This window comes from Dyella kyungheensis, from assembly GCF_049913195.1.
In the GTDB taxonomy this organism is placed as follows: Bacteria; Pseudomonadota; Gammaproteobacteria; order Xanthomonadales; family Rhodanobacteraceae; genus Dyella; species Dyella kyungheensis.
Genome location: NZ_CP183983.1, coordinates 1,233,433 through 1,246,143, shown reverse-complemented (window position 1 = coordinate 1,246,143; position 12,711 = coordinate 1,233,433). Strand labels below are relative to the sequence as shown.

Sequence of the window (12,711 nt, the reverse complement as noted above, 5' to 3'; positions counted from 1 at the left end):
CGATGCAAAATTGCGGGCGCTCGGTCACATCATCCATGCGGAACAGCCCTCTCGACCGTGCTAGAGCCGCAGCACCGAACGGACCGCATCAATGACGCGCTCGGCATCCTCGTCCCCCATCGCCGGCGACAAGGGCAGGCTTATCGTCTGCCGCCCCAGTCGCATCGCCTGCGGCCATTGCTCCGGCCGCCAGCCGAAGCGCTGCTGATAGTACGGATGCTCGGGTACCGACAGGTAGTGGACACCGGTGCCGATGCCAAGGCGGTTCATGGCATCCAGGAAAGCATCTCGCTCGACCCCGCAACGGGCCGCATCGATCATCACTGTGTAGAGGTGATAGCCATGGCGGGTGCCTGCTTCAGGCGATGCTGGCAAGTCGATCGGCAGGCCCGCAAAGGCCTCGTCATAGCGCTGCCATAGCTGCTGCCGCCTCTGCCAGTTGCTTTCCACGCGGGCCAGCTGGTGAATGCCGATCGCCGCCTGCAAGTCCATCATGTTGTATTTGAAGCCGCATTCGACCACCTGGTAGTGGCGATAACCCTGGTCGCCGAAGCGGTGCCAGGCGTCCTTGCTCATGCCGTGCAGGGCCAGGATGCGGGCCCGGGCGATGCGCTCTTCGTCGCGCCCCAGGATCATGCCGCCCTCCCCTGTCACCACGTTCTTGGTGACATAGAAACTGAAGCAGCCGAAATCGCCGAAGGTACCCACCGGCTGGCCCTGGAACTCGCTTTCGATGGCATGGGCGCAGTCCTCGATCACGGTCAGGCCGTGCTTGTTGGCGATCGCCATGATCCGATCCATCGCGCAGGGGCGACCGGCGAAATGCACGGGCACGATGGCCCGGGTTCGCGGGGTGATAGCCGCCTCTATGGCGTCCGGATCGATGTTCTGCGTGAACGGATCGACGTCGGCGAGCACGGGCGTAAGCCCAGCATGGAGAATGGCGTTGACTGTGGCGCAGAAGGTGAGCGGCGTGGTGATGACTTCGCTGCCCGGCTCCAGGCTGGCCGCCACCATGCTCACGTGGAGTGCCGCGGTGCAGGAGTTGACGGCGGCCACCTGGGAGGGGCGCGCGCCCCGCCAGTGGGCGAAATCCCGCTCGAACTGCGCAACCCTGGGCCCTGTTCCGAGCCAGCCGGAACGAAGGCAGGCCTCGACCTCAGCGATCTCAGCCTCCTCGATACGAGGAGCGCCAAAGACGAGAAAGGGCGGCTGGGTGTCGGGATGGGTCACTGATGGCACTTCTTGGGGACTGGCGGGCCTTTCTATCCCAACGCCAGGGCGCGGTCTACGGCCAGAACCCGCGAGGCACGGCTGTTGCATGCGGGTTCGGTGCGCTCGTTTAAGGCTGGTTCTGTGCGCCCGGTCACCCCGGGGCTTCCAAACCCTGAGCTGCTGGGATGACCAACCCCGTCAACTGGGGTAAATTCCCTTCGTATCAGGGGGCTGGGCCGTTTCGCTATGTCAACGCTAATGCAACCGTCGCTCGCGGGCCTTACCGGCCTGGCGCGCAGGCTGGTATCGGAAGATGTGCTGCCGGAGACCGATGTCCGGCGGGCCGTGGCTGAGTCGACCCAGGGCAAGGCCTCGCTGACGGCCTGGCTGCTGGACAACAATCTGGTCGACAGCGCCCGCCTGACCCGCATCGCCTCCGATGAATTCGGCATGCCGATGATGGACGTGAGCGCCTTGGTTCCGGCCAATTTGCCGACGAACCTGATCAGCGAAGCACTGATCAACAAGCACAAGGCGTTGCCGCTGTTCAAACGCGGCAAGCGGCTGTTCGTCGGCATTGCCGACCCGATGCAGTCGCATGCGCTGGACGAGATCAAGTTCCACTCCAACTGCATGGTGGAACCGATCCTGGTGGAGCGCGGGCAGCTGTTCCGCGTCATCGAAACCACGCTCAACACCATGAGCAACGCCATGCCCGAAATGGGCAGTGGTGATTTCGACGAACTGACGCTGGAAGGTGGTGACGACGAAGCTGAGAGCACCGGCATCGACGCTACCTCGAACGACGATGCCCCGGTGGTCAAGTTCGTCAACAAGATCCTGGTGGACGCGATCAAGCGTGGCGCCTCCGACGTCCATTTCGAACCGTTCGAAACGCAGTATCGCGTACGCCTGCGCATGGACGGCATGCTCCGTGCCGTCGCCAGTCCGCCGATGAAGCTCGCCGCGCGCATTTCCTCGCGCATCAAGGTGATGTCGGGCCTGGACATCGCCGAGCGTCGTGTGCCACAGGACGGGCGCATCAAGCTCAACCTGTCCAAGAGCCGCTCCGTCGACTTTCGCGTCAGTACGCTGCCGACGCTGTTCGGCGAAAAGATCGTGCTGCGTATCCTCGATGGTTCCGCCGCCAAGCTGGGGATCGACGCACTGGGTTATGAGGAATCGCAGAAGCAGCTCTATGTCGACGCCATCCACAAGCCGTACGGCATGGTGCTGGTGACCGGCCCCACCGGCTCGGGCAAGACAGTGTCGCTGTATACGGCGCTCAACATCCTCAATACCGCCGAGCGCAATATCTCGACGGTCGAAGACCCGGTCGAAATCCGCGTCGAGGGCATCAACCAGGTCCAGCAGAACGTCAAACGCGGCATGACTTTCGCGGCCGCCCTGCGCTCGTTCCTTCGACAGGATCCGGACGTGATCATGGTTGGCGAAATCCGCGACCTGGAAACGGCGGAAATTGCGGTCAAGGCGGCGCAGACCGGTCATATGGTGTTGTCGACGCTGCATACCAACGACGCGCCGCAGACCATTTCGCGCATGATGAACATGGGCATTGCGCCCTACAACATCACGTCGTCGGTGACGCTGGTCATTGCGCAGCGCCTGGCGCGACGCCTGCACGAGTGCAAGCGACCCATCGAACTGCCGCCGCAGACGCTGCTGGACGCCGGGTTCACGCAGGAGGACATTGATGCCGGCCTGACCGTGTATGAGGCTGTCGGCTGCGACAGCTGCAACGAGGGTTACAAGGGCCGTGTGGGCATCTACCAGGTCATGCCGATGCTCGAGGAAATCCAGAAAATCATTCTTCAGGGCGGCAATACGCTGCAGATCGCCGAAGCGGCCAAGAAGGCCGGCGTTAACGATCTGCGCGCCTCCGCGTTGTTGAAGGTCAAGAAGGGCATGACCAGTCTGGCCGAGATCGACCGCGTGACGAAGGACTGATGCCGGTTCTGGCCGGATAGATCTCCGGGTGGGCATCCCGTCGCACCGAAGTTGCGTCAGGTGCCACGTATTGGACCTAGGGAATGTCTTAAGCTGCACCGATAAGACGGCCGCCATCCTGAGGCGGCCCGACCGTAACAGCAGGGGGAAGTGCTATGGCCGTGGCCACCGCTAAGAACGTGAAGTCGCTCGGTGCCCAGCGCGCCGAGGTCAGCCAGCTGACAACCTACGATTGGATCGCCCTGGACAAGCGCGGCAAGCGCATGAAGGGCGATATGGCGGCCAAGAACGCCTCGCTGGTCAAGGCCGAGCTGCGCCGGCAGGGCATGAATCCCCAGACGGTGAAGGAGCGCGGCAAGCCGCTGTTCGGCGCCACCGGCAGCACGGTCAAGCCGCGCGACGTAGCCATTTTCAGTCGCCAGATCGCCACCATGATGGCTTCCGGCGTACCCATGGTGCAGTCGTTCGAGATCATCGCGGACGGCCAGAAAAACGTCCGCTTCAAGAACATGCTGACGGATGTGAAGCAGACCATCGAGGGCGGCTCCGCTCTCCATGAAGCGCTGGCCAAATATCCGGTTGAGTTCGATGAGCTCTATAGAAACTTGGTTCACGCAGGCGAAGCATCCGGCGTGCTCGACACCGTGCTGGATACGGTGGCGACATACAAGGAACGCACCGAGGCGATCAAGGCGAAGATCAAGAAGGCGCTGTTCTATCCCGTGATGGTGCTGGCCGTGGCCTTGTTGGTCAGCATGATCATGCTGCTGTTCGTGGTGCCTGTGTTTGCCCAGACCTTCAAGGACGCGGGCGCGGAACTGCCGGCTCCGACGCAGATCGTCATCAACGCCTCGGAATTCATGAAGGCCTACTGGTGGGCGGTGATCGGCGGCATTGTCGGTGGCGTCGTTGCGCTGGTCATGGCGAAGAAGCGGTCGCTGAAGTTCGCCCACTTTCTTGATCGTGTGATGCTGAAGATTCCGGTCATCGGCAATATTCTTCGCCAGTCGGCCATTGCCCGTTTTGCCCGCACGCTCGGCGTGACCTTCCGCGCCGGCGTGCCGCTGGTGGAAGCCCTGGACGCCGTGGCAGGCGCCACCGGCAGCGTGGTTTACGGCGACGCCGTAAAGCAGATGCGCGAAGACGTGGCGGTGGGCCACCAATTGCAGCTGTCCATGCGACAGACCGGTGTCTTCCCGAACATGGTCGTGCAGATGACGGCCATCGGCGAAGAATCCGGCGCGCTCGACCACATGCTGTTCAAGGTCGCGGAGTTCTACGAGGAAGAAGTGAACAACGCGGTCGATACGCTTGCCACGCTGCTCGAGCCCCTGATCATGGTGATCCTGGGCGTGCTGGTGGGCGGCATGGTCATTTCGCTCTATCTGCCGATCTTCAAGCTCGCGGCCACCGTGTAAGCTCTCGTACGTCCAGGCCCCTCTCCCGCCGGGAGAGGGGCCTTTTTCATATCAAGGCTTCGGAATCGCGCATGCTTGAACTTCCTATCTGGGGCTGGACGATTGCCGCCGGCGTACTCGGCCTGCTGGTCGGCAGCTTCCTCAATGTGGTGATCCTGCGCTTGCCCGAACGTCTGATGGCGCAATGGCGACTCGATGCGTTCGACACGCTGGCCATCGAGCCCGACGGCCAACCGCTGCCACCCGGCATCGTGCGCGAGCCGTCGCATTGTCCTCACTGCAGGCATCCGCTCGCAGTCCGGGACAATATCCCGCTGTTCGGATGGCTGCTGCTGGGCGGGCGCTGCCGTTACTGCAAGGCCGCCATTTCCATCCAGTACCCGCTGGTCGAACTGCTCAGCGGCCTGGCCAGTGCGGTGATCGTGTGGAAGTTCGGCGCCAGCTGGGCGGCCTTGGCCGGACTGGTATTCACCTGGATGCTGCTTGCGCTGGCCGGCATCGATTTCCGCACGCAATACCTGCCCGATCAGTTGAACTACCCGCTGCTTTGGCTGGGCCTGCTGCTCAGCCTGGTGCCGCTGTTCGTGGCGCCGAACACAGCGATTCTCGGTACTGCCATCGGCTACCTCAGCTTGTGGAGCGTGTACTGGCTGTTCAAGCTGCTGACCGGCAAGGAAGGCATGGGCTATGGCGACTTCAAGCTGCTCGCCGCGCTCGGTGCCTGGATGGGGCCAACAGCATTGCTGCCGGTGATCCTGCTGTCCTCGTTCATTGGCGCGATCGTGGGCGGCAGCATGATTGCGTTGCGCAAGCACGGCCGTGATATTCCGATGCCCTTCGGCCCCTTCATTGCCGCGGCGGGATGGGTGTGGTTCGTTGCGGGCGAATGGCTGCTGCAGCAGTACATGCAGCTGACGGGACTGCGTTGACCGCCCCGCATGCCGCCTATGTGGTTGCCCTCACCGGCGGCATCGCTGCCGGCAAGAGCGCGGTATCGCGACGGTTCGAAGCATTGGGCATCCATGTCTACGATGCCGACGTCGCGGCGCGCGAAGTCATCGCGCCGGGTTCGGAAGGCCTGGCCGCCATCGCGGCGCATTTCGGAGCGGAAGTGCTGGACGCGAAGGGGCAATTGGATCGCGCCGCGATGCGCCAGCGCGTATTCGCCAACGAGCCGGAGCGGCGAGCACTCGAAGCCATCACGCATCCGCGCATCCGGGGGTGGCTACGCGAACGCGTAGTGGCCGATCGCGGCCCCTACTGCATGCTTGCCATCCCCCTGCTAGCGGAGAACCACGAGCATTACCGCTGGGTGGATCGCGTGCTGGTCGTGGATGTGCCCGAATCGGTACAACTGGAACGCCTGCTGCAGCGAGACGGTATCGATGAAGCGCTGGCACGGCGCATGATCGAACGCCAGGCGCGTCGCGAACAACGTCTCGCGTTGGCGCATGACGTCATCGAGAACAGCGGCGACGAATCGGCGCTCGACAAGGCCGTGGTCGAACTGCACACGCGCTATCTGTCGCTCGCGCAGGCGAAGGGCTAAGCCACCTTCACCAGAACCCGCGGATACCGGCCACGCCCTGCCCGCCGACGTGCCGAGCGGCATCGAGTTGATCCAACGTCATGCCGCCGAGTGCATAGACCGGTACAGCGGCCCTGTCGACCAGCCGTGCGAACGCATCCCAACCCAGCGGCATGGCATCAGGATGCGATGCCGTCGAAGCCACCGGCGATAGGGTAGCGAAATCGGCTATCTGCACCGCTCGCCCAAGATCATCCGCATGATGGCAACTGGCTCCCACCCATTGCGAAACCGGCAATGGACGCTCCTGCCAGCTCGCCAGCTGCGCTGATTTCAGCTGGACGCCCACACCCTGCCCCAGCGCCAGCGCGCCTTCCACGTCGCCGCTGAGCAGCAGATGGGCGCCCTGCGTGCGCGCCTCGTCCAACAGGCTCGCCGCAAGTTTCCGTACTTCCGTCGTCGACCATTGCGGAAACCGTAGCAGCACCATCGACTGCCCCGCTGCGATGGCACGACGAATGCGTTGCTGCCATTCGTCGAATGCCGTCGGCGGCACATCAGCGGTGATCGCATAACGCGCGGGTAGTTGAAGTGCGCGCAGGATGTGCCGATCGGCCGGCGCCAGCAGATCCAGCTCGACCGCGGTGGGCTCGCACCAGCGCAGCGCCTGCCCGTCCAACGAAGCCGGCTCGCCCCGCCACTGGTGCACCAGGCGCGCATCGAGCAACAGGAAACGTTCGCCATAGTGCCAGGGGACGCGGATCAGCGGCTCGCCGACCACGGCCTCCACGCCCAGCTCTTCGCGCAGCTCGCGCACCAGACCGTCGGCAGGCAATTCACCTGCCTCGAGTTTCCCGCCAGGAAATTCCCACAGGCCGGCCAGGTGCTTGCCCGGCGGCCGCTGGGCCAGCAACACGCGCCCTTGCGCATCGAGCATGACGCCGGCCATCACATGCATGGGGCCGGCCATCGGGGCGGACATGGGCATCCGCTCAGTCGTTGCGGATGTACTCGACCATGTCGAAGTCATACGCGTGGGTGCTGTCTTTCTTGTGGTGCACGCGGGACACTTCGGTCCAGTCGCTGAAGTGCACGCCCGGGAAGAACGTATCCGCACCGTCCACCGCACCATTGACCCAGGTGAGGTACAGGCGCTTGGCCGCCGGCAGGGCTTCCCGATAGATCTCGCCGCCGCCGATCACCATCAGGCCGGTACCGCCCGCACGCGCGGTGCCGTCGGCCAGCGAACGCACGGTGATCTGGCCCGGGAACGGCGCCTCGTGCTTGCGGCTCATCACCAGGTTGGTGCGGTCCGGCAGCGGCCGGCCAATCGCCACCGCGGTGTTGTAGCCCATCAGCACGTACTTGCCGAGCGTAAGTTCCTTGAACCAGCGCAGGTCGTCCGGCAGATGCCAGGGCAACTGGCCCTTGCGGCCAATAGCGAAGTTCTCATCCAGCGCGGCAATCAGCGAAATAGCCATGGAAATCCTTGCATTCATCGACAGTGTTGACCACCGCACCGCCCTTGGGGCGGCCTGGCGCGGCGCCGATCTTAGCAGGACCGGACGCCGAACCCGGCAAATGACTACACCGCCACCGGCGCCTTGATCGCCCCGTGGGGTTCGTAACCCACGATCGCGATGTCCTCGTAACGGAAGTCGAGGATCGAACGCACGTCCGGGTTGAGCTGAAGCCTGGGCAGTGCTCTCGGTTCTCGGGTCAGTTGCAGGCGCGCCTGCTCCACGTGGTTGTTGTACAGATGGGCATCGCCCAGCGTGTGTACGAAATCACCCACGCCCAGGTTGCATACCTGGGCGATCATGTGGGTCAGCAGCGCGTAGCTGGCGATGTTGAACGGCACGCCCAGGAAGATGTCGCCCGAACGCTGGTACAGCTGGCAGCTGAGCTTGCCGTCCGCCACGTAGAACTGGAACAGCGCATGGCATGGCATCAGCGCCATTTTCGGCAGCTCGCCCACGTTCCAGGCGCTCACCAGCAGGCGGCGCGAGTCCGGGTTGCGCTTGATCTCCTCCACCACCCAGCGGATCTGGTCCACCACGCCGCCATCGGCCGTGGGCCAGGCGCGCCACTGCTGGCCGTAGACCGGGCCCAGGTTGCCGTCCTCGTCGGCCCATTCGTCCCAGATGCTGACGCCGTTGTCCTTCAGGTAGGCGATGTTGGTGTCGCCCTGCAGGAACCAGATCAGCTCGTGGATGATCGACTTCAGGTGCAGTTTCTTGGTGGTGACCAGCGGAAATCCCTGCGCCAGATCGAAACGCATCTGCCAGCCGAACACGCTGCGCGTACCGGTGCCGGTGCGATCGGCCTTCTCCGTGCCGTGGTCGAGCACATGCTGCAGCAGGTCGAGATAGGCGCGCACGGCTTACTCCTTGTTCGGCAGCGAAACGTGGTAAAGCCGCATGGTGGGTGCGTTGCGCGACATCCACACCAGCACCAGGCCGATCAGGATCAGCGGCAACGACTGGATCTGTCCCATCGTCAACCAGCCCCAGGCGAGATAGCCCAGCTGCGGATCGGGCACGCGCACGAACTCCACGCCGAAGCGGAAGCAGCCGTACAGCAGCGCGAACAGTCCGGAAACGAGGTAGCGCGGCCGCGGCTTCAGCGATACCAGGAACAGCACGGTGAACATCGCCACGCCTTCTAGCAGCATTTCATAGAGCTGCGACGGGTGGCGCGGCAAGCCGCCGAACTGCGCCAGCACCGCCTGCCATTGCGGGTGCGCAGCCGCCCAGTCCACGTCGGCGCTGTGCGCATTGGGGAAAATCATCGCCCACGACACATCGCTCGGCTTGCCCCACAACTCGCCGTTGATGAAGTTGCCCAGGCGGCCCAGACCCAGGCCCACCGGCACGATCGGCGCCACGAAATCGACGGTGTCGAAGAAATGCATGTTGTTGCGACGCGACCACCACAGCCCGGCCGCGAGCACGCCGAGCAGGCCGCCGTGGAAACTCATGCCGCCGTCCCACACGCGGAACAGCGCCAGCGGATCGGTCCAGATCCAGTGGATGTCGGCGTAGAACAGCATGTACCAGATGCGCCCGCCGACGATGACACCCATCATCGCGTAGAACGCCAGGTCGCCCAGCGCATCGCGCGAGACCGGCAGGCGGCCGCGCTGGCGGCGGTATTCGGCAAGCAGCCAGGCACCCAGGAACCCGCCCAGATACATCAAGCCGTACCAGTGGATCTGTAGTGGTCCCAGCTTGAAGGCGACGGGGTCGAAGGCGACGATGAATGGATGCGTCATGGGCAAACGGGTGGCAATAAAGCGCCAGTGTAGCGGGCGGCGGCGGCCTAGAGCAGCGCCACGAGAACCGGGGGACGGAGCATGACTGATGGCACATCTCAGCACCTTCGTCAGCTGCTCGATAGGTCAAAACATTAGTGCCCTCAACAAAACCATCCAGTTCCTGACTGTTGCAATAGGGTTGCACCCACACGTCACTTTGTTTTAACTTCGGGATTACATCGCCTGTCCCCCAAGCCCGGCGATGCCACGGCACGCACCCCTTCCCCAGGGTAGTACGCGCCATCCCCATACCCGGATGCCCAGCCCTCGCGAGCTGGCTGATGGCTATTTTTTGTTCGGAGTTCCAACAATGAAGCAAAAGACCCTGCTGGCTACTGCCATCGCCGCAGCGCTCGTGCTGCAGACATGGTCGGTGGCCGCACAGGATGCCGCTCCTGCCCCGGCTGAACAGTCCTCGGCCAAGAGCCTCGAGACCGTCACCGTGACCGGTTCGCGCATTCGCAGCGTGGACGTGGAAACCTCGCAGCCTGTGTTCACCATGGACCGCGCGGCGATCCAGGCCACCGGCCTGACCAACGTGAACGACATCCTGGCCCGCATGCCGTCGGCCGGTACTCCGGACATCACCCCGCAGGACACGCTGTCCTCGGGCGCTGACGTCGGCGGTCGCTACGTCAACATTCGCAACCTGGGTTCGCAGCGTACCCTGGTGCTGGTCAACGGCCGTCGTTGGAGCACCAGCCTCTCGGGCCTGACCGACCTGTCGACCATCCCCGTCTCGATGATCGAGCGCATCGACATCCTCAAGGATGGCGCCTCCTCCATCTACGGCTCCGACGCCATCGGCGGCGTGGTGAACATCATCACCAAGGAGAAGTTCGACGGCGCCGAAGCCAACGTCTACTACGGCCAGAACGGCAAGGGCGACGGCGAGACGCAGAACTACGACTTCACCTGGGGCCACTCGACCGAAAAGAACTCGATCATCCTCGGCGCCTCGTACCAGAACGTCGATCCGATGTGGAACAGCGAGCGTCCCGAGACCTCGTACGCGCAGGGTCCGCGTCACCCGACGGCTGGCCTCGGCCTGGGTCCGTACGGCCGCATCGTCGATCCGAACACCGGCGACCAGTACGTGTACAACCACGGCTCGGCCACGCAGACGGCTGGTGCGCCGGCGGGTTACCACTTGTACGACCCCAACAGCAATGTCGACAAGTACAACACCCAGTCGGACATGACCTTCCGCGCCGGCACCAAGCTGAAGAACCTGTACCTGCAGGATCGCTACAAGCTCACCGACAACATCACGCTGCACGCTGCCGCCAGCTACAGCACGCGCGATACCTCGAGCCAGCTCGCCGGCTACCCGTTCCAGTCGGGCGTGGCTGACGATCCGGTGCTGATCAGCGGTCAGAACTACTACAACCCGTACCCGGGCCAGGACCTCGAGTTCTTCCGCCGCACGGTGGAAATGCCGCGCATCACGGACACCCAGTCCAAGCTCGCGCACATCGACGTGGGCGCCGAAGGTTACTTCCAGTTCCTCAACCACGACTGGTCGTGGGACGCTGGCTTCACCTACGACGCCAACCAGATCAAGATCCAGACCACCGGCAACATCAACCTGCCGAATGCTCGCGCGGCCCTGGGCCCGACGACCATGATCGACGGCCAGGTCGCTTGCGCCAGCGCCGCCGATCGCGCCGCCGGTTGCGTGCCGTGGAACATCCTCGCCGGTCCGGGTGCCACCCCGCGGTCGGTGTGGAACTACCTGAACTCGGTCAGCACCGATCGCCAGGCCAGCTACACCTCCGACTGGACCGCCAACGTGTCCGGCGGTCTGTTCGACCTGCCGGCCGGCACGGTCAACCTGGCCGTGGGCGTGGAGCACCGCGGCGAGAAGGGCGTGTTCCGTCCCGACGCTGCCGATGCCGCCGGTCTGACCACCAACCTGGCCAGCGCCCCGACCAACGGCGCGTACAACACCAACGAAGCGTACGCCGAGCTCGACGTGCCGCTTCTGCGTGACCTGCCGGGTGCGCAGGAGCTGGGCATCAACATCGCCAGCCGCTACTCGCACTACAGCAACTTCGGCAGCACCACCAACAACAAGTACAGCTTCCGCTACCGTCCGTTCGCGGACCTGCTGGTCCGCGGTACCTGGGCCCAGGGCTTCCGTGCACCGACCATCAGCGATCTGGATGGCGGCATCGGCCAGAGCTTCGAAACGTTCCTCGATCCGTGCGACTCGGTCTACGGCGCTGCCGCGACCAACTCGCAGGTCAAGGCTCGCTGCTCGGCCGCTGGCGTGCCGGCGAACTATCGCCAGATTGACCAGACCGGTGCGCAGGTCTCCAGCACCAACGGTGGCCAGACGCCGGTGGCGTTCCTCTCCGGTTCGAACCCGAACCTGAAGCCGGAAACCTCGATCACCCGTACGCTGGGCCTGGTCTACAGCCCGCACTACGTGGAAGGCCTGGACTTCTCGGTCGACTACTACAACATCTACGTGAAGAACATCATCTCGTCGGTGGTGGCACAGCAGATCGTCGACTACTGCTACATCAACAACGACCAGAACTTCTGCAACGGCTTCCAGCGCAGCCCGACGGCGACCTCGAACCTGGTCGCAGGCTCGATCTCTTCGCTCAACGAAGGCCTGGCCAACCTGGGCACGCTGAAGACCGAAGGCTACGACGTCGGTATTCACTACCGTCTGCCGGAAACCTCGTTCGGCCGCTTCCGCATCGCTTCGGACAGCACCTACCTGACCAAGTACCAGGTGGTGACCGGTCCGGGCGCCACCCCGCAGGACCTGGTTGGCTTCATGTCCGGCGGCACCTCCGGCGGTACCGGCGAAGACGGCATGTACCGTCTGCGTTCGAACCTGCAGGTGGACTGGGACTACAAGCAGTTCGGCGCCAGCTGGACGGTCCGCTACTACGCAGGCCTGAAGGACAGCTGCTACACCGCGACCATCGAGTGCTCCTCGCCGGATTACACCAATCCGTGGTGGGGCACCTATGGCATGAGCCAGAAGGGTTCGGTTGCGTTCAACGACGCACAGTTCCGTTACACGGCTCCGTGGAAGGGCACCTTCTCGGTGGGTGTGAACAACATCTTCAACAAGAAGGGTCCGTTCTACTATTCGGTGACCACCTCGGGTACCGGCAGCGCGCCGTACAACCCGGCGTTCGACATCGACCGTTACTGGTACGTGTCGTACAACCAGAAGTTCTAAGCTCGAAAGAGCCGAACGCTTCGAAAAGGCGGGCCTTCGGGCCCGCTTTTTTTATGCCTAT

At 63.7% G+C, this 12,711-nt stretch carries 10 protein-coding genes; 5 read left to right on the top strand and 5 right to left on the bottom strand.

Features of this window, described 5'->3' with window-relative positions; all coding sequences use genetic code 11:
* Window positions 1-60: 60 nt before the first annotated feature.
* Window positions 61-1,233: a DegT/DnrJ/EryC1/StrS family aminotransferase gene (locus ACN9MB_RS05355; protein WP_426271025.1), complete on the bottom strand. Its 1,173-nt coding sequence runs from the start codon at window positions 1,231-1,233 to the stop codon at window positions 61-63.
* A gap of 228 nt (window positions 1,234-1,461) precedes the next feature.
* Between ACN9MB_RS05355 and pilB the strand changes: the two genes are divergently transcribed.
* The 4 genes from pilB to coaE all read left to right on the top strand — a co-directional run bounded on the left by pilB (window position 1,462) and on the right by coaE (window position 6,150).
* Window positions 1,462-3,183 carry a type IV-A pilus assembly ATPase PilB gene (pilB, locus tag ACN9MB_RS05350; protein WP_426271024.1) on the top strand — a complete coding sequence of 574 codons (1,722 nt, stop codon included), beginning with the start codon at window positions 1,462-1,464 and terminating at the stop codon, window positions 3,181-3,183.
* Between the two features lie 155 nt (window positions 3,184-3,338).
* Window positions 3,339-4,601 (top strand): type II secretion system F family protein, encoded by a 1,263-nt coding sequence (locus tag ACN9MB_RS05345; RefSeq protein ID WP_426271023.1) that lies wholly within the window; start codon window positions 3,339-3,341, stop codon window positions 4,599-4,601.
* A gap of 71 nt (window positions 4,602-4,672) precedes the next feature.
* Window positions 4,673-5,530: a prepilin peptidase gene (locus tag ACN9MB_RS05340; protein WP_426271022.1), complete on the top strand. Its 858-nt coding sequence runs from the start codon at window positions 4,673-4,675 to the stop codon at window positions 5,528-5,530.
* Window positions 5,527-6,150, top strand: coding sequence for a dephospho-CoA kinase (gene coaE, locus ACN9MB_RS05335; protein ID WP_426271021.1), 624 nt, complete (start codon window positions 5,527-5,529; stop codon window positions 6,148-6,150). The genes ACN9MB_RS05340 and coaE overlap by 4 nt, the downstream gene beginning before the upstream one ends.
* A 7-nt stretch (window positions 6,151-6,157) precedes the next feature.
* Here the strand turns inward: coaE and ACN9MB_RS05330 are convergent, their stop codons facing one another.
* The 4 genes from ACN9MB_RS05330 to lgt all read right to left on the bottom strand — a co-directional run bounded on the left by ACN9MB_RS05330 (window position 6,158) and on the right by lgt (window position 9,403).
* The gene (locus ACN9MB_RS05330) at window positions 6,158-7,111 is read right to left on the bottom strand and encodes a Nudix family hydrolase (RefSeq protein WP_426271020.1); all 954 of its coding nucleotides are present in this window, start codon (window positions 7,109-7,111) and stop codon (window positions 6,158-6,160) included.
* A gap of 10 nt (window positions 7,112-7,121) precedes the next feature.
* The gene (locus tag ACN9MB_RS05325; RefSeq protein ID WP_204635044.1) at window positions 7,122-7,610 is read right to left on the bottom strand and encodes a dihydrofolate reductase; all 489 of its coding nucleotides are present in this window, start codon (window positions 7,608-7,610) and stop codon (window positions 7,122-7,124) included.
* Window positions 7,611-7,714: 104 nt separating this feature from the next.
* A complete protein-coding gene (locus tag ACN9MB_RS05320; RefSeq protein ID WP_204635043.1) occupies window positions 7,715-8,509 on the bottom strand; it encodes a thymidylate synthase in 795 nt (264 codons plus the stop codon).
* Window positions 8,510-8,512: 3 nt separating this feature from the next.
* A complete protein-coding gene (gene lgt / locus ACN9MB_RS05315) occupies window positions 8,513-9,403 on the bottom strand; it encodes a prolipoprotein diacylglyceryl transferase (RefSeq protein WP_426271019.1) in 891 nt (296 codons plus the stop codon).
* Window positions 9,404-9,755: 352 nt separating this feature from the next.
* Between lgt and ACN9MB_RS05310 the strand changes: the two genes are divergently transcribed.
* On the top strand, window positions 9,756-12,650 hold the full coding sequence (locus ACN9MB_RS05310) for a TonB-dependent receptor plug domain-containing protein (protein WP_426271018.1): 2,895 nt from the start codon (window positions 9,756-9,758) through the stop codon (window positions 12,648-12,650).
* The last annotated feature ends 61 nt before the right edge of the window (window positions 12,651-12,711 follow it).